The sequence below is a fragment of the Zongyangia acetica genome (assembly GCF_038739695.1).
Classification (GTDB): Bacteria; Bacillota; Clostridia; order Oscillospirales; family Ruminococcaceae; genus Zongyangia; species Zongyangia gallinarum.
In genome coordinates this window covers 114,719-139,412 of the sequence record NZ_JBBEWN010000004.1, presented here as the reverse complement: position 1 = coordinate 139,412, position 24,694 = coordinate 114,719, and the positions used below count along the sequence as shown (strand labels likewise).

The following is a 24,694-nucleotide window of genomic DNA, read 5'->3' as shown; positions in this document are numbered from 1 at the left end:
TGCCCCGGTGGGCGTTTGGAGGTAATCTATGAAGTTTCCCGTTCGCATTGTTTCTCTGTGTCTTGGCCTTTGCCTGCTTTTTTCAGGCTGCGGCCAACAGGAAGAGTCTTCTTCTGATGTCACCACGCCGGTGACCACTACTTCCAAACCGATCACGACCACGACTACACCAGTAACCACTACGACTACGACCACCGTGACCACGACCACAACCACAACAGCGCCGCCTCAGACAACCACCACCGCCCCTCCGTCTACTGCAGCGGCTGCTTCCAGCGATTCGGACATTGTTTCCCAGCTGTTTACCCTGGTTAACAATGAGCGGGCCAGCTTGGGACTTCCCGCTTATAACTACAGCGCTGCCCTCTGTCAAAGTGCTTATACCCGCTGTGTGGAGCTGTCCAGCCTCTTTTCACACACCAGGCCCAATGGCACCACCGGTGAAACCGCTGCTTTGGCCGCAGGCTACAATTTCCTCTATTTCGCGGAGAATATCGCTGAAACCGACACCATGACCGCCCAGCAGCTGTTTAATATGTGGAAATCCAGCGCCGGGCACTATTCCTCCATGACAGCTAACTATATGAGCGATATGGGTGCTGCCGTCTACATCAAAAATGGCATCATGTATGGTGTTCTTCACTTTGGCCAGCCTGGTGGTTCAGGCGACATGGAGTACCATGTGGAATACGAGGGCGATATCATTGATTACTATGGATAATCGGGCGCTTTATGCTCCCTGATAAAGAAAAGGAGGTCTTTCTATGGCATTTTTAAAAGGCTGCATCAAATCTGAAGTGATGCATATGGATACCGACCTTGCCATCATCCTTCCCCATGACCGCATCCGTAAACGTCCCGGAAAACCCATTCGGGTGCTCTACCTGCTCCACGGTCTTTCCGGCAACTTTTTGGAGTGGTCCCGCTACACAGCGTTGGAACGCTATACCCGGGAGTATGAGCTTTGTGTTGTCATGCCTTCGGTTCAGCGCAGCTTCTATACCGATATGAAGTATGGTCTGCCCTATTATACCTTTATTTCTGAGGAATTGCCCCGTCTGATGAAGGCCATGTTCGGCATCTCTGCCGATCCCAAAGATACCTTTATTGCAGGCTGCTCCATGGGCGGCTACGGCGCACTGAAGATGCTCATGCGCAACCCGGAAAATTATGGCGGCGCGGCAGCATTTTCTTCTGCTGTGGATCTGAAGCATTCCATGCTCAACGAGGAAAGCCGGAAGCTCTTCCCCTATCCCGACATCACCGGTGTATTCGGCGAAAAGGTGGAGGTCGGTCCCGAAGACGACCTGTATGCCATTGCAGAAAACTATGCCAAACTGCCCCAGGCCAAGGAGATCCCCATCTACGCCAGCTGCGGTACGGAGGACTTCCTCTATCCCTACAATGTAGAGTTTAGAAAGAAAATGGAGGAGCTCGGCATCAACTACCACTATGAGGAGTGGCCCGGCGTGCACGGCTGGGATTTCTGGGATCAGTCCATTGACAAAGCCCTCAAATACCTGCTTCCCAACGGCTAATTTGAGAAAAAAACTTCCAGAAACGGGGATCCGCAGGATTCCCGTTTCTTTCTATCATCCCCAGGGAGAGGAGAGAAAACTATGAGCGCACCTCTGGCGGACCGGATGCGTCCCAAAAACTTGGATGAGGTGGTGGGCCAACAGCATCTGGTTGCAAAAGGCGCGGTGCTCCGGCGTATCGTGGAGTCGGGGGAAATCCCCAACATGATCTTTTATGGGCCTTCCGGTGTGGGTAAAACCACAGTGGCCCGTATCATTGCCCAAAGCGCGGGAAAAAAGCTCTATAAGCTCAACGGCACCACCGCTTCCACCGCCGACATCAAGGATATTGTGGCCCAAACCGGCACATTGGAGGGGCTAAACGGTATTCTGCTTTATTTAGATGAGATCCAGTACCTAAATAAAAAGCAGCAGCAGACCCTGCTGGAATTTATTGAAAATGGTTCCATCACCTTGATCTCCTCCACCACTGAAAACCCCTATTTCTATGTTTATAACGCTATCCTATCCCGTTCTACCGTCTTTGAATTTAAGCCTGTGACCCCCCAGGATGTAGAGAATGCCATCCGCAGAGCTTTTTCTTTTCTGGAGCAAGAACGTTCTATGAGCCTTGACATCGAGGCTGGGGTGGTGGAGCACATCAGCCTATCCTGCGGCGGAGATGTGCGAAAATCCATCAACGCCGTGGAGCTGTGCGTTCTCTCCGCTCGGGAGGAGGACGGAATACGAAAGGTCACTTTAGAGGACGCCAAAGCCATCTCCCAGCGCAGTTCTATGCGCTACGACCGAGATGCTGATGAACACTATGACATCCTTTCTGCTTTTCAGAAGTCGATCCGAGGCTCTGATCCGGACGCTGCCGTCCACTACTTAGCCCGGCTGCTCAATGCAGGGGACCTGCTCTCTCCCTGCCGCCGGATGCTGGTTACCGCTGCTGAGGATATAGGGCTTGCCTATCCCCAGGCCATTGCTATCGTAAAGGCCTGCGTGGATGCCGCTCTCCAGCTGGGTCTCCCTGAAGCCCGGATTCCTCTGTCAGAAGCGGTCATTCTTCTGGCCACCGCACCCAAATCCAACTCCGCCATGATGGCCATCGACGCTGCCATGTCCGATATTAAACAGGGCGGCGTTGGGGAAATTCCCGCTTATCTCAAGGATGGACATTATTCCGGTGCCCAGAAAATGGGACGGGCTATTGGCTACGTCTATCCCCATGAGAGGAAAAACCACTGGTTTGACCAGCAGTACCTTCCCGACCCCATCAAGGACAAGCATTACTATGTCTTTGGGGACAATAAAACTGAGCAGGCCTCTTTCCGGTACTGGCAGGCCATCAAAGGCGAGGGGGAGAAAGATCCCTCCAAATAGAACTTTCCGTTTCATTTTTGTCAAAAAAATTGGGCTGAAATTTCACAATATATGCCTAGGAAGCAGACAGATTTTGTAGTATAATGAAACTATCATTTCAAGTTGTCTTACAACAAAAAGGAGAGTGCAATCATGGCAATTTACAGGATGATCCTTAACGAAACCTCCCACTTCGGACCGGGCGCCATCTCTGTGCTTCCGGATGAAATCAAATCCAGGGGCTTTCAGAAGGCGTTTGTTTGCTCCGATAAAGACCTGATCAAGTTCGGTGTTACCCAGAAGGTTACCGCTTTGATGGACAAAGAAAACTTCCCCTATGAAATTTACAGCGATATTAAACAAAATCCCACTGTCGCAAATGTACAAAACGGTGTGGAAGCTTATAAAAAGAGCGGCGCCGACTTTATCGTTGCCATCGGCGGCGGTTCTTCTATGGATACCGCTAAGGCCATCGGTATCATCATCAATAACCCGGAGTTTGCCGACGTAAAGAGCCTGGCCGGCGTCTCCCCCACCAAGAATAAATCCGTCCCCATCATTGCCATCCCCACCACCGCTGGCACTGCGGCAGAGGTGACCATGAACTACGTTATCACCGATGAGGAGCGTCAGGTAAAATTCCCCTGTGTCGATCCTCATGATATTCCAATCGTGGCCATTGTGGACGCTGAGATGATGTCCTCCATGCCTAAGTCTTTGACTGCCAACACCGGTATGGACGCTTTGACCCATGCCATTGAAGGTTATACTGCTAACGGCGCTTGGGAGCTGACCGACACCCTCAACCTGAAAGCCATTGAGCTGATTGCTAAAAGCCTGCGCAAAGCTGTTGAAAATGATCCTGACGGCCGCTTTGACATGTCCATCGGCCAGTATATGACTGGTATGGCTTTCTCCAACTGCGGACTGGGTATCGTTCACTCCATGGCCCATCAGCTGGGCGGTGTTTATGACACCCCTCATGGTATTGCCAACGCGGTACTTCTGCCCTATGTCATGAAGTACAATGCTCCTTATACCGGAGAAAAGTTCCGTGAAATCGCCCGTGTCATGGGTGTCCAGGGCGTTGATGAGATGAGCCAGGATGAATACCGCCAAGCTGCCATCGACGCGGTCATCCAGCTCTCCAAAGATGTGGGCATTCCCCAGACTCTCCACGAAATCGGTGTGAAGGAAGAGGATATTCCCCGCCTGTCAGAGGCCGCTTTGGCTGACGGCTGCACTCCTGGCAATCCACGTCCCACCTCTGTGGAAGAAATTGCTGAAATCTATAGAACCGCACTTTAAGTATAGTCGTCTCAAAAGAGCTTTTGGCCGAAAGGCCAAAAGCTCTTTTTTGTTGCTTGCTCAGGACAAGTCATCATGCTACAATAAAAGGCTGAAAGGAATGATGTCATTATGATTTCCTATTTTACCGCGAAAGACGCGGACGCTTTCCCACCTTCCCCACAACAAAACGGTGACATCCTTTATCGGCTCACATTAAAAGAATTAACGGTTTATGGTAGCCATCTTGGTGTTCCTGATCGTATTATTCAGGAATACGCTAAAAGCGGTCCTTCTAAGTTAGAGAGCCATAATGGTTTTGACTACTTTTGCCTAAACGTCCCTGATTTTTCTGATCTAACCGCACCCATGAATCGCACGATTATCTATTTTGCTCCTCATTTTTTGGTCTTTGCAAGCGATGATAATCCTCTCTTAGATAATATTTTAGATGAAGCTCCAGCAGAAACTGCATCTGTGCAAAAGTTATTGCTTACTTTTTTTGACCGGCTGACAAGAGAAGATTTTTCTCAATTGGAAGATTTAGAGCAGGAAATCTCTGATTTAGAAGAGGCGCTTATTACTTCAAAGAAACAAAGTTGTATCAAGGAAATTGTTTTGTTGCGTAAAAAGCTTATGAAACTTCGTCGTTATTACGAACAGCTTGCCAGCCTCTTTGACGTTATGGAGGAAAATCTCAATGGACTGCTTGACAAACGTGACCTGCGTTTTGTCCATATTCTTTCGGGACGGGTTGACCGCTTAGATGCCAATGTATGCAATTTGCGGGACTATGTCACCCAAGTTAGAGAAGCTTATCAAGCCCAAGTAGATATTAATCTCAATAGCCTCATGAAGCTCTTCACCGTGATTACCGCTATTTTTTCTCCGCTCAGTTTAGTTGCCGGATGGTACGGCATGAATTTTGACATGCCGGAATATCACTGGATGTTAGGTTATCCCATTGTCATCGGCGTGAGTGGAATCATTATCATTTCTTGTATCATTCTATTCAAAAAAAATAAGTGGTTATAATCAAAATAACCAACAAGAATGGGAGGAATTTCTTTGGCAGGCAATAAAACCAATGTCATGCGAATATTAGATAAGGCCCATATTCCGCATCAGGAATACACCTATGACCACAGCGACGGAAAGATTGACGGTGTTGCCGTGGCTGAAAAAATGGGCCAGCCCTTAGAGCAGGTCTACAAAACTTTGGTCACCAAGGGATCCGGCCGCAATTATTATGTTTTTGTGATTCCTGTGGCAAAGGAACTCAATCTGAAAGCCGCTGCCAGGGCAGTTGGTGAAAAATCGGTGGAGATGATCCATGTCAAGGATCTCCTACAGGTCACCGGCTATATTCGAGGGGGCTGCTCCCCCATTGGGATGAAACGAGCCTATCCCACCGTGATTGACGCCTCCTGCCAAAATCTTTCCACCATCATCGTCAGCGGGGGGAAAATCGGCTATCAAATTGAGCTTGGGGTGGAGGACCTTCTCTCCCTGACCCAGGCACAGACAGCTGATATTACGGTGTCAGCCTTAGATTGATCTGGGATGTTTGTCATTGAGAAGACTATAGTCAGATGAAAAATCACAGCGTTTCGACTGAACAGGACGGTATCTGCCGTCTTGTTTCTTTTTGCTTTTTCAAGCGATTTTTGGCTTTTTATCTTTGTTTTACCCCTGAATTTTCTCCTCCTTCCGGGACACGCACAAAATTCTTCGTCCGCACATATGTTACTTTATGGCCCTTGTCGCATTTGTTTTCCCCATACAAGGAAATCCATTCTTTTTCACCATCAAGCAATAGAAATGGGGTAGTTTTATGTATTCTTTCCTGATTTGTTTCGCTTTGTGCAACCTTCTTTATTTTGCCTTACATATCACCGGCAATGGTACCTTTCCCAAGCCTCTTTCCGCCAAGGAGGAACAGCAATGCCTTGAGCGCATCAAACAGGGAGATACCGAGGCCCGCAATCAGCTCATTGAACACAATCTGCGGCTGGTTGCCCACATTATCAAAAAGTACTACGCCAACTACAAGGATCAGGATGACCTGATTTCTATCGGCACCATTGGACTCATTAAGGCAGTCTCTACCTTTGACTATACCAAGGGAACCCGCTTTGCCACCTATGCGGCACGTTGTATAGAAAAAGCTATCCTCCCAATTCCACGTATTTTGTTCTTTGTATACTAAAATTGTGTACAAACCGTTAAAAAAAAGACAAACTCTCTTGATTTTTGTATTTTCGTGGTATAATAAAAACACAAGATATTCACATGTTCGTCAAATTCATCCCATACAACCAAAAATAGGAGAAATCAAAAATGCTGGAACTGAAAAATATTTCCATGGATATTCTTGGGGAAAAAGAAATCCTCAAGAATGTGAATTTAACCGTGAAAGACGGTCAGTTCATCGTTATCACCGGTCCCAACGGCGGTGGGAAATCCACCCTTGCCAAGGTGATCGCCGGCATCTATCAGCCCTCCTCCGGCAGTATCTTTTTTGATGGAAAAGATATCACCCAAATGGATATTACCGAGCGGGCAAAGGCCGGCATCAGTTTCGCTTTCCAGCAACCGGTCCGCTTTAAAGGGATTACGGTGCGGGATATTATTGAGCTGGCCGCTGGCGGAAAACTCAGCGAAGATCAACTGTGCAACTACCTACGGGATGTAGGGCTGTGCGCCAAGGATTATATTGACCGTGAGATCAACGACAGCCTCTCCGGCGGCGAAATCAAGCGGATCGAAATTGCCATGGTGATGGCCCGCAAAACCCGTCTTACCATCTTTGATGAACCAGAAGCCGGCATCGATTTGTGGAGCTTTAACAACCTCATCGACGTCTTTAAAAAGCTCCGTCGAGAAATTCAAGGCTCCATCATCATTATTTCCCATCAGGAGCGGATTCTCAACATCGCTGATGAAATCGTCGTCCTGGCTGACGGCGAAATCACCGCCCATGGACCGCGGGATGAGATTCTTCCCACCCTGCTTTCCGGGGACAGCAGATGCCAATTCTGCCCCAAACAGGAGGAGGCACAAACTGTATGAATACGATTACCAAAGAACTCCTTGGGCTGGTTTCCGATCTGTTTGATAAGCCCAACGGCGCTTACAATATCCGGGAAGACAGCGGCTGTGCCGGCCGCCAATCCACCGAAAACATTGAGATCAAATCCAAACTGGGCAAGCCGGGGATTGATATTCTCATCAAGCCCGGAACTCACGATGAAAATGTCTATATCCCCGCCTGCATCACCCACAGCAATGTGGATGATCTGGTCTATAACGATTTCTATGTAGGGGAAAACGCCGATGTCACCATTGTGGCGGGATGCGGCGTCCATACCGAAGGGGAAGAAGCTTCCCAGCACAACGGCATTCACCGCTTTTTCCTTCAAAAAGGGGCACATGTGCGCTATCTGGAAAAACATATCGGCATTGGCGAGGGCACTGGCAAACGGATCATCAATCCCCAGACCTATGCTGAACTGGCCGAAGGTGCCGTCATGGAGATGGACACTGTCCAGATCAAGGGGGTGGATTCCACCCGCCGTGTCACCCGGGCAAAACTTGACGCTGACAGCCGTCTGGTCATTAAGGAAAAGATCATGACCCATGGCGACCAGACTGCCGAGACCGATTTTGAGGTGGAGCTCAACGGAGACGGTTCCGGCGTGGACCTGATCTCCCGGTCGGTAGCCAGAGGTAAATCTCATCAGGTCTTCCGTTCCCGGATCTACGGCAACTGTGCTTGTACCGGTCATTCTGAGTGCGACGCCATCATCATGGACAACGGCGTGGTCAGCGCCATCCCAGAGCTGACCGCCAACCATGTGGACGCTGCTCTCATTCATGAAGCTGCTATCGGCAAGATCGCAGGAGAGCAGATCACCAAGCTCATGACCCTTGGCCTGACAGAACAGGAAGCCGAAGCTAAAATCATTGAAGGATTCCTAAAATAAAACATAACTTTAAGCGAGAAAGCCCTGTAAAAGCAGGGCTTTTCTTTTTAGGCTGAAATGAGTATTATTCTGACGGTGGCTTTTTTTCTAGCAGGTCGATCATCTCCTGGAGCAAATCCATTTTCTCTGTTCGGGTCAGCTCCGCTTTTTCTATCCTTTTCAGGACGATTTTTCCATGCCAGCGGGCCAATGACTTTCTCAGATTTTCTTCCCCCTTTTCCTGTCCCAGAATCTCTACTTTTACTTCCACAATGATCCCCTCCTCTCCCTTTTGATTCTATGCGCTTGTTTTCCTGCGCATGCCGTCCAAGCCGTGATGCATAACATAAGGGGAAAGGGGGCGATTGGATGGGCCGGCCGGCGGTGGCCATCTATTCAAGAAAATCCAAATTCACCGGACAGGGGGACAGTGTGGAAAATCAGGTGGAAATGTGCCGTCAATACTGCCGTCTTCACTTGGAGGTAGACCCACAGGATCTCTTGATCTACGAGGACGAGGGCTTTTCCGGTAGAAATACCAGGCGGCCTCAATTCCTCGCTATGATGGAGGACGCGAGAAGGCACAAATTTACCACCATTGTTTGCTACCGGCTGGATCGGGTCAGCCGCAACATCGGGGATTTTGCTCGTCTAATTGAGGAGCTGAGCCGCCTCTCCATTTCTTTTGTATCCATCAAGGAACAGTTTGACACCTCTTCCCCTCTGGGCCGCGCCATGATGTATATTGCATCTGTCTTCTCCCAGCTGGAGCGGGAGACCATTGCCGAACGCATCCGGGATAATATGCTGGAGCTAGCCAAATCCGGGCGCTGGCTAGGAGGCGTCCCCCCTACCGGATTTTCCTCACAAATGGTGGAACACCAAGGCAAGGATGGCAAAATCCGTAAATCCTACCGTCTGGTGCCGGTAGACAGCCAACTGGATATTGTGAGAGCCGTCTATAGGGGATATCTTTCCTGCAAGAGCTTGACCCAGTTGGAAGATAAAATGCGCATTGACAAGATACAGAGCAAAAATGGAAAGCCACTGCGCCGGTTTGCCCTGCGCCAGATATTGACCAATCCTGTCTATGCTGCCGCTGATGAAGATACCTTCCGCTACTTTTCCAGTTTAGGCGCTCGGATATGGGGAGAATCCGCCTTCTATGATGGTGAAAATGGCCTGATGGTATACAATAAAACCCTGCAAGTCAAAGGCCGCCCCCATCAAATTCGTCCGCCCCAGGACTGGATTGTAGCGCCCGGACAGCACCCCGCCCTCATTGCAGGCAAAGATTGGGTCAAGGTCCAGCGTTTGCTCGCCCATGCTCCCCGTGGCAATGCTTCTTCCCCTTCTCCTCCGCCTCTTCTGTCCGGAATTCTTATCTGCGGTCACTGCGGCACCCTTCTCCGCGCCAAAAAAACCGGCCGGTATACTGCGGAAGGCCAGTCTGTCTTCTACTACCTTTGCCGCCGGAAAGAACGGGAAGGTATCTCTGGGTGCCCGTGTAAAAACGGCACTGGGCTTCTCCTGGACGCCGCTGTATGGAAGGCGGTCATTACAACGAAAGAGGATATCCCCACACTCTTACAGTGTTTGCGGCAGTACCAGCGCACAATTTCCTCTCAAACAGCTGTCTCGCCCAGTGCCCGCGATTTGCAGCCTTGTTCTTCCCCTGCCGCTCTGCTCTCTCTGGAAGGTTGTCTTGCTTCACTGTCTATCGAAGAAAAAAAAGAGCTGATCGCGGATCTGTTTGACCAGCTTCTTTGGGATGGCCAATGCCTTCAGCTATTTCCCTCCCTGTTCCCTCAAAGAGAGGATAGCAAATGAAATCCTGATGCACTTCCGCAACCTAAAGAAATCCGCTCAGGATGTCTACATCAGCGATCCCATTGATACCGACAAGGACGGCAACAGCCTGACCCTCATGGATATTGTCTCCGATGACGCCAGTGTATTCGACAGCATTGATTTAAAGCTCAAATCCGAAAAGCTTTATAGGTATATCGGCGAATCCCTGGATGAGAGAGAAAAGCAGATCATCGTTATGAGATATGGCCTATGCAATAGAATCCCTCTGACCCAGCGGGAGGTTGCAAAAAAGCTGGGGATCTCCCGCTCCTATGTCAGCCGGATCGAAAAAAAAGCCGTTTCCATCCTCAAAAAGCGCTTCGGAAAAGAAATTCTTGACAGTTTGGGATAATTTCCTGTTTCCTGCCGGCAGTGTTCACCCACTGCCGGTATTTTTTTTTCGAAAAAGGCCTTGACAAATCCCTAAAACGTTGTATTATTGTATTAGATGCTTAATACAATAATACATAAGGAGAAAGGAGGTCATTCTTTTGACGGAAACCTTTAATCCAAATATACCGATCTATTTGCAGCTGATTGAAAGTATCAAGCGGCGAATTGTCTCCGGCGAGCTTTTGCCGGGACAGCGACTGCCGTCCGTTCGGGATCTGGCGCAAACCTATGCGGTGAATCCCAACACGGCCCAACGGGCCCTCTCTGAGCTGGAACGGGATGGCTTGGTCTACAGCGAACGCACAGCGGGCAGATTCATTACCAATGACGGGGAGTTGATTGAAATGACCAGAACAGAGCTTGCCGGAGCGCAGATTGAAAGCTTTATTCAGCAGATGCGGAACTTAGGTTTTACCAAACAGCAGCTGCTGGAAAAACTAGAAGAAAGATTAGAAAAGGAGGACGAGGAGAATGAATGACAAGAATATGCCAGCGGCAACCATCAAAAATCTATCCAAAAATTACGGTTCCTTTGCCGCCCTCAAAGATGTAAATCTGACCCTGCCCAAAGGACAAATCATCGGCCTTCTGGGACCTAACGGCAGCGGCAAAACCACACTCATCAAAATATTGACCGGGCTCATCACCAATTATCGGGGCGATGTTCAGATTGACGGTCAGGCCATTGGCGCTTCCACCAAAGCACTGGTCTCCTATCTGCCTGATCGGAACTATTTTGCCGATTGGATGCGGGCCAAAGACGCCATCTATCTTTTCAGCGATATGTATCGGGATTTTAACGCCTCGAAATCCTTCCAGATGCTAGAGCGCCTAGGGCTGAATCCCGAGCAGAAGATTAAATCCATGTCCAAGGGCATGATCGACAAGTTCCAGCTTTGCCTGGTGATGTCCAGGGATGCCCATTTATACATTCTCGACGAGCCTCTGGGCGGCGTCGACCCTGCCGCTAGGGATTTCATCCTGGATACGGTGCTGAAAAACTACAGTGAAGATAGCTCCGTCATCATCTCTACCCATCTGATCAGCGATGTAGAGCGTATTTTTGACACCGTCATCTTCCTGAAACAGGGGCAGGTCATGCTTTGCGATGAAATCGATGCCCTGCGGGAGAAAACCCATAAATCAGTGGATCAGCTCTTTAGGGAGGTATTCAAATGCTAGGTAGATTGATGAAATATGAGTTTAAATCCACCTACCGTGAGTTTTTAGGGATTTACTGCGCCCTCATAATCAGCACCCTTCTCACCTGGATGGTCGACCTGCCCCAGCTAGAAATAGTAGGATATATTGCTTCCATCTGTGTCTTTGCCGTTATCGTCGCCACCATTGTCATCATGCTCATGAGCATACTTGGCGCCTTTAACAAACGCATCTATGGACGGGAGGGCTATCTCAATATGACCCTTCCCGCTACCGTCCATCAGCAGGTACTGGCCCGGCTCTTTGTCTCGGTCATCTGGTGCCTGATCACCATCATTGTCATGGTCCTTTCCTTCCTTCTGCTGCTGCAAATCCATGGCGGCATCTTCACCCAGGAGATTCTTCTGCCCCAAGTCATGGATCTTCTCAAAGCATGGTGGGAAAATAATGTTATTTTGACCATCATCCTTCTCATCGGATGCGGTCTGGCTTCCATCTTTGGTATGGTCTTGTCCCTCTACAGTGCTTCAGCAGTGGCCCATCTCCCCTTCTGCCGCAGGTGGAAGGTCTTGGCGGGTATCGGTACCTTGTTTGTTTTCGCCATTGTTGAAAGTCGGATTCTCTGGCTCATCGCCTATGCCAGCACCGGCTGGGTTGAGGACATCGGCCAACGATTTTCTAACGGCGTTCCTACGGAAATGGTTCCGGAATATGTGGGCTACATCAATCTGGCCATTGGTGTTTTCTTGCTCTTGGCTGTTATATTTGCAGTGGCTAAATACTTTCTCACCACTTACCTTCTTTCTCGTCACATGGAGCTGGAATAAGCCCCATGTAAAAAATCCCCATGGCATTCAAATTGCCGTGGGGATTTTTCTTTTCTCTCTATTTTTCTATAAAAACAAGAAAATTCAGTCAAGGAGACGAAAAGCAAACTATACTACATTCTTTTCCCTATCTATGTCGCTTCTTATATCCATGAAAGAAAGGCGCGGCAAAAAGCCGCGCCTTTTCTCTTAACCTAATCTATTTGACAATCTCGCCATAGACCTCACCAGAGCAACCTGCAGCGTTGGATTCGTCGGTGTCAATATGCATAGCGGTAGCAAATTTCGGGCTGACCCGAACCACTACATCACCAAAAGTCAGGCTTCTTTCCGGTGTATCCACCTTTACGCTGACGATCTCCTTGTCTTTTACGCCCAATTTTTCCGCATCTTCCGGTGTGGTATGGATATGGCGTTTTGCAACGATCACACCTTGCTTTACCTCAACCTCGCCACAAGGCCCAATCAGCTTACAGGGAGCAGAACCTTCAACGTCGCCGGACTCTCGAATCGGCGCAACCAAACCCAGGGAACGTGCATCAGTGAGAGAAATCTCAATCTGTGTTGCCGTACGAACCGGACCCAGAATAGACACATTGGGCATGGATTTTTTCGGTCCAACCAATGTCAGGCGCTCGTTGGTGGCAAACTGTCCAGGCTGAGAGAGATATTTTTTCACCGACAGCTCGGCGCCAGGACCAAACAGTGTCTCCAGATCCTGCTGTGTCACATGGATGTGGCGGGCAGAAGTTTCAACCAAAATTTTCATTGTACATTCCTCCATTGCACAAGCCGCTATTTTTCTCTATCCCCTTGGCCGGAACATCACGTTCCGGCAGCATAGGTGCGCAGCATTTGTCTGCTGCTCTCCGCCGGCTTCATGCCTTCATACGGCTTGTCTTCCGTATTTATTGTACTTTTTTTGACATCACAATGCAACAATTGACAATATTTTAACAATCCATTTTTCTCCTGTTTCTGTTATGGTATACTAATACAAAAAGCCAAAGGAGAAAATACGATGATAAACGACCTGCAACTGCTGCGGGAGCACTGTCTCCAGTGCAAACAATGCGGGCTTTCTGAGACCCGCACCCATGTTGTTTTCGGCGTGGGGGTTCCCAATGCCGAAGTTATGTTGATTGGCGAGGGTCCTGGTGAACAGGAGGATCTTTCTGGTGAGCCCTTTGTGGGCCGCGGCGGGCAGCTGCTCGACAAGATGCTTTTCGCCGTAGACCTTTCCCGAAAGCAGAATATTTATATTGCCAATATCGTCAAATGCCGTCCTCCACAAAATCGGGATCCACTTCCTGAAGAACAAGAGGCCTGTATTGGCTATCTGAGAAACCAGGTTCAGCTACTGCGTCCTAAGATTATCGTATGCTTAGGGCGTATTGCCGCCCAAAAGCTGATTAAGCCTGACTTTAAAGTGACCAAGGAGCACGGCGTCTGGTTCGAAAAAAGCGGCGTTCAAATGATGGGAACTTACCACCCGGCGGCACTGCTGCGAAGCCCTTCCAGCAAACCCGCTGCCATGGAGGATTTCTTTGGGCTCCGAGAAAAAGTCAGGGAAATTTGCGAGCATACCTATGGGGACGAAACAGGAAAATAAACTCCTTTCCGCTGTCTTTGAAATAGGGCTTCTTCCATCTTTGTCCCTTTTGAAGAAAATACGCCTAAACCACCTTCTTCCAGTGTCAAAAACGCCTTGATCTGAATAGCATGGTGTTGTATAGATTTCGACATGGAAAATAGCGACTTCAGGCTGTTCTCATCTCCCGTACAGCATGGGGACGGCGGCCTGGCAGATGCCGGGCATACACAAGCGCAGTCTGTGCGGAGAAAAGGTGGTTTTGACTATGAAAGACGGCGGCAGCTTTGTCCATTTTTTCTTGGGGTCCAACACACCTCAAGGTTTTGTTTCTCGTTTTGACCAACTAGGCACCCCTCTGGATGGCTGGCACAAGTTTGTCATCAAAGGTGGTCCTGGTACTGGAAAATCCAGCCTGATGAAAAAGATGTCCCAGGCGCTACAAGAAGCAGGCGATCCGCTGGTGGAACAAATCCACTGTTCCTCGGATCCCGATTCCCTCGACGGTGTTATTAGCAACAAGTTTAAGATATCCATCGCCGACGGAACTCCTCCCCATGTCATTGAGCCCAAATATCCCGGTGTATTTGAGTCGGTCGTCAATCTCACCGACTGCTGGGATGAGGACCGTTTGCAGCGGGATCGGAGGGAGATTGTGGACTTATGCGCTAAGAACTCTGCCTGCCATGACCGCTGCTGCCGTTTTCTCACCGCAGCTTCCTCCCTGATCTATGATACCTACCGCATTGCGGTGGAATGTACCGACCCGGAGAAAATCGCGCGCTATGCCCGGCGGCTGGCAGCCAAAGAATTTCGTGCCACCGATGTAGATCACGGTACAGAAGCTGTCCGTTTTCTCAGCACCATCACTCCCCAGGGGCTAATTACATATACCGATTCTGTAAAAACCATGTGCGACCGCATCTATCTAATTGACGATGAATGGGGTGCTGCCTCCCGTTTGCTGCTCCACGCTCTTCGCAGCAGTGCCCTATCCGCCAAACTGGATATTATCTCTTGTTACTGCCCCCTCTCTCCCTATGAAAAACTGGAGCATCTGATGATTCCCTCCATCGGCATGGCCTTTATCACCACCAATCGATATACCAATGTGGAGTTGGAGCCCTACCGCCGCATTCACGCCAAACGCTTTACCGACATGACCAAGCTGAAAATCCGAAAACAGCGCATCAGCTTCAACCGCAAAGCGGCCCGTGAAATGCTGGATGAGGCCATTCGGCTATTGGTAGAGGCCAAAAATATCCACGATGATATTGAACGGTATTATATCTCCAGCATGGATTATGCTAAGGTCAACACCAAGGTAGAGGAAACCTTGTCAAAAATAAAATCCATCACGGAAAAAGGCGGTTGAGTCCGTCTTTTTCTATGCCAAAAAACATAAACCTCTCTTTGCTCTCATATAGATGTAACACAGATTGAGGCAAAGGAAGGTTTTTGATGAACCAACATTCCATAGAAGCCCTGATTGCTCCGATGATCGCCGCTATGCAGGAAACCATCCGCCACATGTCCGAATTGGTCAAGGAGATCGACAATCAACAAAAGCGGCTCCATATCCAGAACAATCTCAACGGGCTGTCCGGACAGCTGAAAAGCATTGACTTAGATCATCTGGCATCCTCACAACCAGGCGCCATGATCCCCATCTTCATGGAGAACCTAGGCCATCTGAAACATTCCATTAACGCCCTATGCAATCGCTCCAAGCGCCGTATTCTTCTGGAACAGATGGGGTTTCTCACCTCTCAATTTCTCAGTGTCGCTTCCACCATGAACAAGGTGGTTCACCCTTCCCCCGAAAATCCGAGGAACAATTGGGGGCAAAACCGCTACCGTTCTTGTAGCCCAATGGCCCGGAGGCCTGTACCCGGTCCGCATTCCCCCCGCCGGGGAAAATCCATGTAAGCATCTCTCTGTTAAGGACAGCTGTCAGCTGTCCTTTTTCATATTTTTACAAAGAAAGTGGGCGAACCTGGTAAGGAGCAGGTCCGCCCGAGAATTGGGGAGTATGTTATCTATTGTATAGAAGTTGTCATTTAGGATTTTCTTATCCTACTCGAAAAGATGGCATTCTCCAAAAAATATAAACTAGCATTCTGCTATCAGACGCTGAACAACATCTTTCCATAGGTGGGATAAGGCCAATATTTTTCCCCCACCAGGGACTCAATTTCATCCGCGTCTTTCCGCAGCGCTTCCATGGCGGGAATGACTTCGTCCCGGTAGCTTTCCGCCTGTGCCTGAATGTCAGAAATCTGCTCTGTATGAGAGAGTGCAGCTTCTAGCTTCTGCGTCTTTTCAAACACGCCAGCGCTCAATTCGGAAAGTATTGTCACCATAGACTCCTCTGTCACGCAGGACACCTGAGGGCATAAGCTCTTTTTGGAGAGTGCCGTCTCAGAAAGTTCCTTGCAATACGCGGTTACCGCAGGAATAATGTCTTTCTTTATCATATCCAGCATCGTTTTCCCTTCGATATGCAGCGTCTTGCAGTAGTTTTCCAGGAGGATCTCATAGCGGGAATACATTTCGCTTTCGGTAAAGATTTTATGTTTGGTAAACAATTTGATGTTTTTCGGCTCGATGTAATGAGGCAGTGCATCCACTGTAGTTTTGAGATTGAGAAGCCCTCTCTTTTCTGCCTCCTTCACCCATTCCTCTGCATAGTTGTTCCCGTTGAAAATAATCCGTTTGTGCTCTTTGATGGTCTTTTTGATCAGCTTATTGAGCGTGGATGCAAAGTCATCGGCCTGCTCCAGTACATCGGCGAACTGAGAAAGCTCCTCCGCCACAATGGTGTTGAGCACCATGTTGGGCCCGGCAATGGAAAAGTTAGAGCCAAGCATCCGGAACTCAAATTTATTGCCGGTGAAGGCAAAGGGCGAGGTCCTGTTTCGATCGGTGGTGTCCTTGGGGAACCGGGGCAGGATATGGACGCCTACCTTCATTTCCTCTTTGGCTATGCCCTGGTAATCTTTGCCCTCAACAATGGAATCCAAGATGGCAGACAATTCATCGCCCAGGAACATCGATACAATGGCCGGCGGAGCCTCATTGGCCCCCAGCCGGTGGTCGTTGCCGGCGCTTGCCACCGAAATCCGCAGAAGATCCTGGTATTCGTCTACCGCCTTGATGACGGCAGTTAGGAAGAGCAAGAACTGGGCGTTCTCTCTGGGAGAGTCCCCTGGCTCCAACAGGTTCACGCCGCTGTTGGTGGAAAGGGACCAGTTGTTGTGCTTGCCGCTGCCGTTAACGCCGTCGAAAGGCTTTTCATGGAGTAGACAGGCCAACCCATGACGGTCCGCCACCTTCTTCATCATCTCCATGGTCAGCTGGTTGTGATCGGTGGCCACATTGGTGGAGGTAAAGATCGGAGCCAGCTCGTGCTGAGAAGGGGCGACCTCGTTGTGTTTGGTCTTGGCAAGTACGCCCAGCTTCCACAGTTCTTCATCCAGTTCTTTCATGTAAGCGGAAACCCTGGGCTTGATGGTGCCAAAATAATGATCTTCCATCTCCTGCCCTTTAGGAGGCATGGCTCCGAAAAGGGTCCGACCGCAGAAGACTAAGTCTTTTCGCGCCAAATAATCCTCTTTGTTAATGAGAAAATACTCCTGCTCCGGCCCGACTGTAGTGTTGACCACCGTCGTTTCCGTGTCGCCAAACAGCCGCAGAATCCGCAGGGCCTGTTTGCTGAGCACCTCCATAGAACGCATCAGCGGGGTCTTTTTATCCAGCGCTTCACCGCTATAGGAGTAAAACACCGTGGGAATACATAGGGTGTCGTCTTTGATAAAGGCATAGGAGGACGGATCCCAGGCGGTGTAGCCTCTGGCTTCAAAGGTGGCACGCAGGCCGCCGGAGGGGAAGGAGGAAGCATCCGGCTCACCCTTGACCAGCTCTTTCCCGGAAAATTCCATGATAACATTGCCGCCGTCGGTAGGGGAAATAAAGCTGTCATGTTTTTCCGCTGTAATGCCGGTCATGGGCTGGAACCAATGGGTAAAATGGGTAACGCCCTTTTCCACCGCCCAATCTTTCATGGCATTGGCTACAATATTGGCAATGTTGATGTCAAGCTTCTTGCCCTGGTCAATGGTACGGCGCAAAATCTTATAGGTTTCCTTGGGAAGCTTTTCCCGCATTGTTTTATCGTTAAAAACCATACTACCAAAAATTTCAGGCAGGTTGTTCATGATGATCCCTCCGTCTTTCTATTGTTTTTATTGCTTGCTTATAAAAGCTCAATTCCAGCTTTTTTACATTCTGTGATGATTTCATCACTCCACAAGGATACCTGAACCTCTCCAATATGGGCTTTTCCCAACAGCAGCATGCACAGACGGGATTGGCCAATGCCTCCGCCGATGGTAAGGGGGAGCTTGCCGTCCAGCAGCATCTTATGAAAAGGAAGAGATCTCCTCTCTTCACATCCGGCTTTTTGAAGCTGTTCTGCCAGGCTCTGGGAATCCACCCGGATACCCATGGACGAAACCTCAAATGCCTGGCCCAAGGTCTCATTCCAGAAGAGGATGTCACCGTTGAGCTGCCAGTCATCATAATCTGGCGCCCGTCCATCATGAGGCTTTCCGGAGTGGAGCTTATCGCCAATCTGCATAATAAATGCAGTGGGGTGCTCTTTGACATAAGCGTCCTCCCGGCGTTTAGGGCTCAGATTTGGGTACATATCCTCCAGCTCTTGGGTGGTGATAAAACTGACATCCCGGGAAAGAAAGACAGGAAGCTGTGGGTAATCCCGTTTCATCTCATCCAGGGTCTTGCAGATGGCATCTACAATCAGGCCCACCGTTTCCTTCAAATAGTCCAAATTCCTCTGGGATCTGTCGATCACCTTTTCCCAGTCCCACTGATCCACATAGATGGAATGGAGATTATCCATCTCCTCATCCCGGCGAATAGCATTCATATCGGTATAAAGGCCGTTCCCTACCCGAAAATCATACCGGTAAAGGGCCATTCTTTTCCATTTGGCCAAGGAATGGACCACCTGGGCGGTCTCTCCCGTCTCTTTGACATCAAAGCTAACCGGCCGCTCCACACCATTGAGATCATCGTTCAGCCCAGTTTTGGGATCAACGAAGAGGGGTGCTGTTACTCTCTTCAGGTGGAGCATTCGGCTTAAATTTTCCTCAAAGCGGGTTTTAATCTTCCCGATGGCCGTCTGGGTCTCATAAAGCCCTAAGCAGGATTTATATCCCTTAGGAATCAAAGTTTTTGCCATATACATACCCCCATGCTTTTTCTAGCGCTTTATTCGCTTTTTGCTGCCCTCTAGAAAAGCAACAAAAAAAGGCGCCGCGGGCTTTTCACCCACAGCGCCTTTGCTGTCTATGGCGTCATTATATTCCTCTTCTAGGTCACTGTCAATAGAAAATTTGTGATTTTTGCATGATTTGTCTAAGAAACTGCAAATTTATCTTCCATCTCTCTTTAAAAATAGTTATTTTTTACAAAGTATGCAAGCAAATAAAAAAACTCCTGCAAAAACGTTGACAAATGCTGCTGTGTTCTTATATAATATTCCCAATGAACAAAGGCGTTCATCAAAGAGTACTGGAGAAAATGACTCCGGTCTTCTTTGATGGACGCCTTTCTTTTTGTATTGTTGACAGTCCTTTCCTATTCTTCCGGGTCGGAAGAGAAAGCATAAAAAAACAAGGGGGAGACCATATGCGCAAAGAAGGCCAGATAAGAATTCCGTCAGGCTGTGCCATTTCCGGTATCTTCGCAAAAGACGGGAAACGATTTTGCGGTGAGGATATCATTGATTCTATCGCCGTTATGCATGACCGCTCCAATGGGCTAGGCGGTGGATTTGCCGCTTACGGCATCTATCCAGAATACAAGGATCTGTATGCCTTTCATGTTTTCTATGACAACACCTCTAGCAAGCAGGAATGCGAACGCTTTTTGGAGCAGCATTTCGATATTGTCAATCTTTCCAAAATTCCAGTCCGCAAAATCCCTGAAATTACCGACGAGCCGCTGATCTGGCGGTATTTCGTCAATCCTCTACCCACCCGGCTCGCAGACAGCCAATTGGACGAGCGGGAATTTGTGGCACGCTGCGTTATCCGCATCAATACCCATATTGACGGTGCCTACGTGTTTTCCAGCGGAAAAAATATGGGGGTATTCAAAGCTGTTGGCTTTCCCGAGGATGTGGGGAGATTTTACCGCTTGGATGAATACGAAGGCTACTGCTGGACCGCTCACGGCCGGTATCCTACCAACACACCGGGCTGGTGGGGCGGGGCCCATCCCTTTGCCATGCTGGACTTCTCCATCGTGCACAACGGTGAGATTTCCTCCTATGACGCGAACCGCCGCTACATAGAGATGTATGGTTATAAATGCACCCTCCAAACTGACACAGAGGTTCTTACCTATATGGTGGATTACCTGCGCCGCAAACAGGGACTCTCTTATGAAGAAATTGCCAGCGTGATGGCGGCACCCTTCTGGTCCACCATTGAGGCAATGCCGGAAAATGAACGCCAAAAGCTTACCTTCCTGCGCAGCGCCTTTTCCGGGCTGTTGGTCACCGGCCCCTTTTCTATCCTATTGGGGTTTGAAGGCGGCATGATGGCCCTCAATGACCGGCTCAAGCTCCGTTCTATGGTGGTGGCCGAAAAAGACGAGAAGGTCTATGTGGCCAGTGAGGAATCCGCTATCCGGGTGGTAGAACCCAATCCTGACAACATCTGGGCGCCCCGAGGCGGAGAGCCAGTGATCATTACCTTAAATGGAGGTGTGCAATAATGGGCATTGATTATCTGTATCCCGAATATGAGGTGGTGCGCAATCCTTCCCGTTGCATCGCCTGCCGTGTTTGTGAGCGACAGTGCGCCAATGAGGTGCACTCTTACCGAGAAAAAGAAAATGTCATGGTGGCTGACGACAGCAAATGTGTCAACTGCCATCGGTGCGTATCCCTATGTCCCACCCACGCGCTGAAAATCGTCAAATCCGATCACACCTTTAAGATCAACGCCAACTGGACAGGTGAGGTGATCAGTGAGGTCTACCGCCAGGCGGGGAGCGGCGGCGTCCTTCTCTCTTCCATGGGAAATCCGAAAAATTACCCTGTCTATTGGGATAAAATCCTTCTCAATGCCTCCCAGGTCACCAATCCTTCTATCGACCCGCTCCGGGAGCCAATGGAAACCAGGGTTTTCTTGGGCAAAAAGCCGCAGAAGGTAGAGCGGGATCAAGAGGGCAACATCATCCCCAACCTTGCGCCTCATCTGGAATTACAGGTGCCTGTTATGTTCTCCGCCATGAGCTACGGCTCCATCAGCTATAATGCTCATGAGAGCCTGGCCCGTGCCGCCAAAGCCCTGGGTACCTATTATAATACCGGTGAAGGCGGACTTCATGAGGATTTCTATCAATACGGTCCTCACACCATTGTTCAGGTGGCCTCCGGCCGCTTCGGCGTACATAAGGATTACCTCTCGGCAGGCGCCGCCATCGAAATTAAGATGGGCCAAGGTGCCAAGCCGGGAATCGGCGGACACCTTCCCGGCATGAAGATCGTGGGTGACATTTCCAAAACCCGGATGATCCCCGAGGGTACGGATGCTATCTCTCCTGCGCCTCATCACGATATTTACTCCATTGAGGATCTGCGACAGCTGGTCTTTTCCCTAAAGGAGGCCACCGGCTACACCAAACCGGTGATTGTCAAAATCGCCGCAGTTCACAATGTGGCGGCTATTGCCAGCGGTATTGCCCGCTCCGGAGCCGACATTATCGCCATCGACGGATTCCGGGGCGGAACCGGTGCTGCTCCCACCCGCATCCGTGACAATGTGGGGATTCCCATTGAGCTTGCTTTGGCCAGCGTTGACGGAAGGCTCCGTCATGAAGGCATCCGCAACAATGTCTCCCTGGTGGTGGGAGGTTCCATCCGTTCCAGCGCCGATATTGTCAAGGCCATTGCCCTAGGCGCCGACGCGGTCTATATTGGAACCAGCGCCCTGCTTGCCTTAGGCTGCCATCTGTGCCGCAGCTGCCAGCAAGGAAAATGCAACTGGGGCATTGCTACCCAGCGTCCCGATCTGGTTCGGCGGCTTAACCCGGATATTGGATCCCAGCGTCTTGTTAACCTAGTCACCGCATGGAATCACGAAATTAAGGAAATCATGGGCGGCATGGGCATCAACTCCATTGAAGCGTTGCGCGGCAACCGTCTCATGCTCCGGGGGGTGGGCCTCACCGAAAAAGAGCTGTCCATCTTAGGGATTAAACACGCCGGAGAATAAAGGGGGGCTGCCATATGAAACGAATTTATGTGAATGAAAAATGGTGTCTTGGATGCCATCTGTGCGAATACTACTGCGCTTTCGCCAATTCTGGAGAGAGTGATATGGCGGTGGCGCTGCGGGATGTAAAGATCAACCCCCGCATCCGCATTGAGGAGCGAAACGGCGTCAGCTTTGCTGTAGGCTGCCGCCATTGCGAGGAGCCACTTTGCGTCAAAAGCTGCATCACTGGCGCCCTATCCATCCATGACGGTGTCATCCAGGTGGATCAGGACAAATGTGTGGGATGTTATACCTGCATTATGGCCTGCCCGTATGGCGCAGTAATGCCGTCAGATGACGGAAGCGTCATCCAAAAGTGTGAATTATGCCTGAATAACTCCACCGGCAGCCCTGCCTGCGTCAAAGGCTGCCCTAACCAGGCCATTGTGTTTGAAGAGAGGTGAGCAAAGCATGGATATTGTCATCATTGGAAACTCTGCCGCAGCGGTGGGATGTATTGAGGGCATCCGGCAATCTGATAAAGAAAGCTCTATTACCGTGATTTCAAAAGAGCCCTATCCTACCTATTCTCGTCCGCTGATCTCCTATCTCTTGTATGGGAAAACGACAGAACAAGGGATGCTCTACCGGCCAGAAAGCTTTTATCGGGACAATCATGTCACCTTTATGGCAGGGAAAACCGTCAAAGCCATCCACAAAGACGAAAAAAATGTTTTACTGGAGGATGGGAGTCTGATAAAATATGATAAACTGTTAATTGCGACAGGTTCCACTCCCTTCATTCCTCCCATTCAGGGGCTGGATACCGTTCCCTATCAATCCACATTCCTATCTTTAGATGACGCCAAATTCATCCAGGCTGCTGTTACGCCTGAAACCCGGGTGCTCATTATGGGCGCCGGCCTCATTGGCCTCAAATGCGCCGAAGGCATCCAACGGCTGGTGAAAAGTATTACCGTGGTGGATCTGGCTGATCGGATCTTGCCCAGTATTCTGGACGAACAGGGCTCTGATCTTGTAAAAGCCCACATTGAGGAACATGGCATTACATTCATCCTCTCGGACAGTGTGACAAGATTTGAGGAAAACAGGGCCTATCTTTCCAGCGGTAGGACCGTTGATTTTGACCTGCTTGTCATCGCCGTCGGCGTCCGGCCCAATGTGGAACTTGCCAAAGATATTGGCATCCATGTCGGCCGGGGGATCCAGGTGGACGCCGATGGTCGAACCTCCCAGCCAGATATCTACGCGGCGGGAGACTGCACCGAAAGCTTTGACATCACCAGTGGTGAGCGACGGGTTTTGGCCCTCCTTCCTGCCGCATATATGCAGGGAGAAAGCGCTGGCATCCATATGGTAGGCGGGGAAAAGCCCTATGACAAAGCCATTCCCATGAACGCTATTGGATTCTTTGGACTGCACATGATCACAGCCGGCAGTTATAATGGGGAAAGCTATATTGAGTCCTGTACCGGCACCTACAAGCGGCTTGTCACAAAAGATGGCTTGCTCAAGGGTTATATCCTCATCGGGGATGTGGCCAGAGCCGGTATTTATACCGCCATGATCCGCAATCAGGTGCCTCTAGACACCGTGGACTTTGATCTGCTCCGGGAGAAACCGCAGCTGATGGCTTTCTCCAGAAAAGACCGGGAAGAAATGCTGGGGAGGGAACCAAAATGACGATCAACAGCCAAGGCAAACATTTTCAGACGTTAGGCGAGGAAATCAGGTCTGCGCAAGATAAAAAAATCACCATCAAAAACTGTATGGGCCAACGGTATATAGCCAGCGGCCTTTCCGGGAAGGATATTACCATTGAGGGCACTCCAGGCAATGCTTTAGGCGCTTATCTGGATGGTTCCACCATTACAGTGCACGGCAATGTCCAGGATGCCACCGGCGATACCATGAATGATGGCGCTATCTACGTGGATGGCCAGGCGGGAGACGCCACAGGCTATGCCATGCGGGGTGGAAAAATCTTTATCCATGGCGATGTCGGTTACCGGGCTGGCATCCACATGAAGGAATATCAAGACAAAATCCCCGCTTTGGTGGTGGGCGGCCGGGCCGGCAGCTTTCTGGGAGAATACCAGGCTGGCGGTATTATTGTGATCCTGGGCCTCCACTGCGACGCCCAGGTGCCTGTTGGATACTTCTGCGGCACCGGCATGCACGGTGGCAAGATTTTTCTCCGTTGTAAAATCCTGCCCGCCGATCTGCCAGCCCAGGTTCAAGCGTCTCAGGCGACCCAGGACGATCTAGACGAAATCCGGCCCCTTGTCCATGAGTTCTGCAGGGCCTTTGGAGAGGATGAAAACCACATTATGAAGAGCAGCTTCTTTGTGCTCACCCCCAATACAAAAAATCCCTATCAGCGGCTATATACGCCCAATTAATCACCTCCCCTCGTGGGGAG

At 49.9% G+C, this 24,694-nt stretch carries 26 protein-coding genes; 22 read left to right on the top strand and 4 right to left on the bottom strand.

Features of this window, described 5'->3' with window-relative positions:
• The first annotated feature begins 28 nt into the window (after positions 1-28).
• The 9 genes from WGC32_RS05165 to WGC32_RS05125 all read left to right on the top strand — a co-directional run bounded on the left by WGC32_RS05165 (position 29) and on the right by WGC32_RS05125 (position 8,158).
• A complete protein-coding gene (locus tag WGC32_RS05165) occupies positions 29-721 on the top strand; it encodes a CAP domain-containing protein (RefSeq protein ID WP_342680920.1) in 693 nt (230 codons plus the stop codon).
• 43 nt (positions 722-764) lie between these two features.
• Positions 765-1,538: an alpha/beta hydrolase-fold protein gene (locus WGC32_RS05160; protein ID WP_191482350.1), complete on the top strand. Its 774-nt coding sequence runs from the start codon at positions 765-767 to the stop codon at positions 1,536-1,538.
• Between the two features lie 81 nt (positions 1,539-1,619).
• Complete coding sequence (locus tag WGC32_RS05155; protein WP_342680919.1) at positions 1,620-2,906, top strand: replication-associated recombination protein A; 1,287 nt, start codon at positions 1,620-1,622, stop codon at positions 2,904-2,906.
• A gap of 132 nt (positions 2,907-3,038) precedes the next feature.
• On the top strand, positions 3,039-4,193 hold the full coding sequence (fucO, locus tag WGC32_RS05150) for a lactaldehyde reductase (RefSeq protein ID WP_342680918.1): 1,155 nt from the start codon (positions 3,039-3,041) through the stop codon (positions 4,191-4,193).
• Between the two features lie 111 nt (positions 4,194-4,304).
• Positions 4,305-5,207: a CorA family divalent cation transporter gene (locus WGC32_RS05145; protein ID WP_191510476.1), complete on the top strand. Its 903-nt coding sequence runs from the start codon at positions 4,305-4,307 to the stop codon at positions 5,205-5,207.
• A gap of 33 nt (positions 5,208-5,240) precedes the next feature.
• Complete coding sequence (gene ybaK / locus WGC32_RS05140) at positions 5,241-5,729, top strand: Cys-tRNA(Pro) deacylase (RefSeq protein ID WP_191510477.1); 489 nt, start codon at positions 5,241-5,243, stop codon at positions 5,727-5,729.
• A gap of 277 nt (positions 5,730-6,006) precedes the next feature.
• Entirely contained in the window at positions 6,007-6,381 is a 375-nt protein-coding gene (locus WGC32_RS05135; RefSeq protein ID WP_191482355.1) for a sigma-70 family RNA polymerase sigma factor, read from the top strand.
• Positions 6,382-6,512: 131 nt separating this feature from the next.
• On the top strand, positions 6,513-7,244 hold the full coding sequence (locus tag WGC32_RS05130; RefSeq protein WP_342680917.1) for an ABC transporter ATP-binding protein: 732 nt from the start codon (positions 6,513-6,515) through the stop codon (positions 7,242-7,244).
• On the top strand, positions 7,241-8,158 hold the full coding sequence (locus tag WGC32_RS05125; protein ID WP_191482357.1) for a SufD family Fe-S cluster assembly protein: 918 nt from the start codon (positions 7,241-7,243) through the stop codon (positions 8,156-8,158). The genes WGC32_RS05130 and WGC32_RS05125 overlap by 4 nt, the downstream gene beginning before the upstream one ends.
• 64 nt (positions 8,159-8,222) lie before the next feature.
• On the opposite strand, the gene WGC32_RS05120 is transcribed toward WGC32_RS05125, so the two are convergent.
• Positions 8,223-8,408: a hypothetical protein gene (locus WGC32_RS05120; protein WP_342680916.1), complete on the bottom strand. Its 186-nt coding sequence runs from the start codon at positions 8,406-8,408 to the stop codon at positions 8,223-8,225.
• Positions 8,409-8,506: 98 nt separating this feature from the next.
• Between WGC32_RS05120 and WGC32_RS05115 the strand changes: the two genes are divergently transcribed.
• From WGC32_RS05115 to WGC32_RS05095, 5 genes are all read left to right on the top strand, one after another.
• Positions 8,507-9,967, top strand: a complete 1,461-nt coding sequence (locus tag WGC32_RS05115) for a recombinase family protein (RefSeq protein ID WP_342680915.1) — start codon at positions 8,507-8,509, stop codon at positions 9,965-9,967.
• Between the two features lie 7 nt (positions 9,968-9,974).
• Positions 9,975-10,340: a sigma-70 family RNA polymerase sigma factor gene (locus WGC32_RS05110; protein ID WP_342680914.1), complete on the top strand. Its 366-nt coding sequence runs from the start codon at positions 9,975-9,977 to the stop codon at positions 10,338-10,340.
• A 139-nt stretch (positions 10,341-10,479) separates the two neighbouring features.
• Positions 10,480-10,860: a GntR family transcriptional regulator gene (locus tag WGC32_RS05105; RefSeq protein ID WP_191482361.1), complete on the top strand. Its 381-nt coding sequence runs from the start codon at positions 10,480-10,482 to the stop codon at positions 10,858-10,860.
• Positions 10,853-11,563, top strand: a complete 711-nt coding sequence (locus tag WGC32_RS05100) for an ABC transporter ATP-binding protein (RefSeq protein ID WP_224771594.1) — start codon at positions 10,853-10,855, stop codon at positions 11,561-11,563. Before WGC32_RS05105 ends, WGC32_RS05100 begins: the two co-directional genes overlap by 8 nt.
• Entirely contained in the window at positions 11,557-12,369 is an 813-nt protein-coding gene (locus tag WGC32_RS05095; protein WP_342680913.1) for a hypothetical protein, read from the top strand. The genes WGC32_RS05100 and WGC32_RS05095 overlap by 7 nt, the downstream gene beginning before the upstream one ends.
• Before the next feature lie 199 nt (positions 12,370-12,568).
• On the opposite strand, the gene WGC32_RS05090 is transcribed toward WGC32_RS05095, so the two are convergent.
• Positions 12,569-13,138, bottom strand: coding sequence for a PduL/EutD family phosphate acyltransferase (locus WGC32_RS05090; protein ID WP_191510482.1), 570 nt, complete (start codon positions 13,136-13,138; stop codon positions 12,569-12,571).
• Positions 13,139-13,390: 252 nt separating this feature from the next.
• On the opposite strand from WGC32_RS05090, the gene WGC32_RS05085 reads away from it, so the two are divergent.
• From WGC32_RS05085 to WGC32_RS05075, 3 genes are all read left to right on the top strand, one after another.
• On the top strand, positions 13,391-13,981 hold the full coding sequence (locus WGC32_RS05085; protein WP_342680912.1) for a uracil-DNA glycosylase: 591 nt from the start codon (positions 13,391-13,393) through the stop codon (positions 13,979-13,981).
• A 196-nt stretch (positions 13,982-14,177) separates the two neighbouring features.
• Entirely contained in the window at positions 14,178-15,335 is a 1,158-nt protein-coding gene (locus WGC32_RS05080; protein WP_342680911.1) for a hypothetical protein, read from the top strand.
• A gap of 86 nt (positions 15,336-15,421) precedes the next feature.
• On the top strand, positions 15,422-15,889 hold the full coding sequence (locus WGC32_RS05075; protein ID WP_342680910.1) for a hypothetical protein: 468 nt from the start codon (positions 15,422-15,424) through the stop codon (positions 15,887-15,889).
• A 197-nt stretch (positions 15,890-16,086) separates the two neighbouring features.
• Here WGC32_RS05075 and WGC32_RS05070 read toward each other — a convergent pair whose 3' ends face one another.
• Both WGC32_RS05070 and asnA read right to left on the bottom strand, forming a co-directional pair.
• Positions 16,087-18,177 (bottom strand): glutamine synthetase III family protein, encoded by a 2,091-nt coding sequence (locus WGC32_RS05070; RefSeq protein ID WP_342680909.1) that lies wholly within the window; start codon positions 18,175-18,177, stop codon positions 16,087-16,089.
• Positions 18,178-18,215: 38 nt separating this feature from the next.
• Entirely contained in the window at positions 18,216-19,223 is a 1,008-nt protein-coding gene (gene asnA / locus WGC32_RS05065) for an aspartate--ammonia ligase (RefSeq protein ID WP_342680908.1), read from the bottom strand.
• A 449-nt stretch (positions 19,224-19,672) separates the two neighbouring features.
• Between asnA and WGC32_RS05060 the strand changes: the two genes are divergently transcribed.
• From WGC32_RS05060 to WGC32_RS05040, 5 genes are read left to right on the top strand one after another with little or no spacing between them, the layout of a single operon-like run.
• On the top strand, positions 19,673-20,764 hold the full coding sequence (locus WGC32_RS05060) for a class II glutamine amidotransferase (RefSeq protein WP_342680907.1): 1,092 nt from the start codon (positions 19,673-19,675) through the stop codon (positions 20,762-20,764).
• Complete coding sequence (locus tag WGC32_RS05055; RefSeq protein ID WP_342680906.1) at positions 20,764-22,269, top strand: glutamate synthase-related protein; 1,506 nt, start codon at positions 20,764-20,766, stop codon at positions 22,267-22,269. The genes WGC32_RS05060 and WGC32_RS05055 overlap by 1 nt, the downstream gene beginning before the upstream one ends.
• Positions 22,270-22,283: 14 nt before the next feature.
• Complete coding sequence (locus WGC32_RS05050) at positions 22,284-22,715, top strand: 4Fe-4S dicluster domain-containing protein (protein WP_191482371.1); 432 nt, start codon at positions 22,284-22,286, stop codon at positions 22,713-22,715.
• A gap of 7 nt (positions 22,716-22,722) precedes the next feature.
• Complete coding sequence (locus WGC32_RS05045; RefSeq protein WP_342680905.1) at positions 22,723-23,955, top strand: NAD(P)/FAD-dependent oxidoreductase; 1,233 nt, start codon at positions 22,723-22,725, stop codon at positions 23,953-23,955.
• A complete protein-coding gene (locus WGC32_RS05040) occupies positions 23,952-24,674 on the top strand; it encodes a GltB/FmdC/FwdC-like GXGXG domain-containing protein (protein ID WP_342680904.1) in 723 nt (240 codons plus the stop codon). The genes WGC32_RS05045 and WGC32_RS05040 overlap by 4 nt, the downstream gene beginning before the upstream one ends.
• The last annotated feature ends 20 nt before the right edge of the window (positions 24,675-24,694 follow it).

Excerpts from the sequence above, each read along its gene's own strand:
- WGC32_RS05130 (WP_342680917.1), top strand. The coding sequence starts at position 6,513 with ATGCTGGAACTGAAAAATATTTCCATGGATATTCTTGGGGAAAAAGAA.
- WGC32_RS05135 (WP_191482355.1), top strand. The coding sequence starts at position 6,007 with ATGTATTCTTTCCTGATTTGTTTCGCTTTGTGCAACCTTCTTTATTTT.
- WGC32_RS05160 (WP_191482350.1), top strand. The coding sequence starts at position 765 with ATGGCATTTTTAAAAGGCTGCATCAAATCTGAAGTGATGCATATGGAT.
- WGC32_RS05075 (WP_342680910.1), top strand. The coding sequence starts at position 15,422 with ATGAACCAACATTCCATAGAAGCCCTGATTGCTCCGATGATCGCCGCT.
- WGC32_RS05045 (WP_342680905.1), top strand. The coding sequence starts at position 22,723 with ATGGATATTGTCATCATTGGAAACTCTGCCGCAGCGGTGGGATGTATT.
- WGC32_RS05060 (WP_342680907.1), top strand. The coding sequence starts at position 19,673 with ATGCGCAAAGAAGGCCAGATAAGAATTCCGTCAGGCTGTGCCATTTCC.
- WGC32_RS05080 (WP_342680911.1), top strand. The coding sequence starts at position 14,178 with ATGCCGGGCATACACAAGCGCAGTCTGTGCGGAGAAAAGGTGGTTTTG.
- WGC32_RS05050 (WP_191482371.1), top strand. The coding sequence starts at position 22,284 with ATGAAACGAATTTATGTGAATGAAAAATGGTGTCTTGGATGCCATCTG.
- WGC32_RS05155 (WP_342680919.1), top strand. The coding sequence starts at position 1,620 with ATGAGCGCACCTCTGGCGGACCGGATGCGTCCCAAAAACTTGGATGAG.
- WGC32_RS05165 (WP_342680920.1), top strand. The coding sequence starts at position 29 with ATGAAGTTTCCCGTTCGCATTGTTTCTCTGTGTCTTGGCCTTTGCCTG.
- WGC32_RS05055 (WP_342680906.1), top strand. The coding sequence starts at position 20,764 with ATGGGCATTGATTATCTGTATCCCGAATATGAGGTGGTGCGCAATCCT.
- WGC32_RS05125 (WP_191482357.1), top strand. The coding sequence starts at position 7,241 with ATGAATACGATTACCAAAGAACTCCTTGGGCTGGTTTCCGATCTGTTT.
- asnA (WP_342680908.1), bottom strand. The coding sequence starts at position 19,223 with ATGGCAAAAACTTTGATTCCTAAGGGATATAAATCCTGCTTAGGGCTT.
- fucO (WP_342680918.1), top strand. The coding sequence starts at position 3,039 with ATGGCAATTTACAGGATGATCCTTAACGAAACCTCCCACTTCGGACCG.
- WGC32_RS05145 (WP_191510476.1), top strand. The coding sequence starts at position 4,305 with ATGATTTCCTATTTTACCGCGAAAGACGCGGACGCTTTCCCACCTTCC.
- WGC32_RS05040 (WP_342680904.1), top strand. The coding sequence starts at position 23,952 with ATGACGATCAACAGCCAAGGCAAACATTTTCAGACGTTAGGCGAGGAA.
- WGC32_RS05115 (WP_342680915.1), top strand. The coding sequence starts at position 8,507 with ATGGGCCGGCCGGCGGTGGCCATCTATTCAAGAAAATCCAAATTCACC.
- WGC32_RS05095 (WP_342680913.1), top strand. The coding sequence starts at position 11,557 with ATGCTAGGTAGATTGATGAAATATGAGTTTAAATCCACCTACCGTGAG.
- WGC32_RS05090 (WP_191510482.1), bottom strand. The coding sequence starts at position 13,138 with ATGAAAATTTTGGTTGAAACTTCTGCCCGCCACATCCATGTGACACAG.
- WGC32_RS05110 (WP_342680914.1), top strand. The coding sequence starts at position 9,975 with ATGCACTTCCGCAACCTAAAGAAATCCGCTCAGGATGTCTACATCAGC.
- WGC32_RS05100 (WP_224771594.1), top strand. The coding sequence starts at position 10,853 with ATGAATGACAAGAATATGCCAGCGGCAACCATCAAAAATCTATCCAAA.
- WGC32_RS05070 (WP_342680909.1), bottom strand. The coding sequence starts at position 18,177 with ATGAACAACCTGCCTGAAATTTTTGGTAGTATGGTTTTTAACGATAAA.
- WGC32_RS05085 (WP_342680912.1), top strand. The coding sequence starts at position 13,391 with ATGATAAACGACCTGCAACTGCTGCGGGAGCACTGTCTCCAGTGCAAA.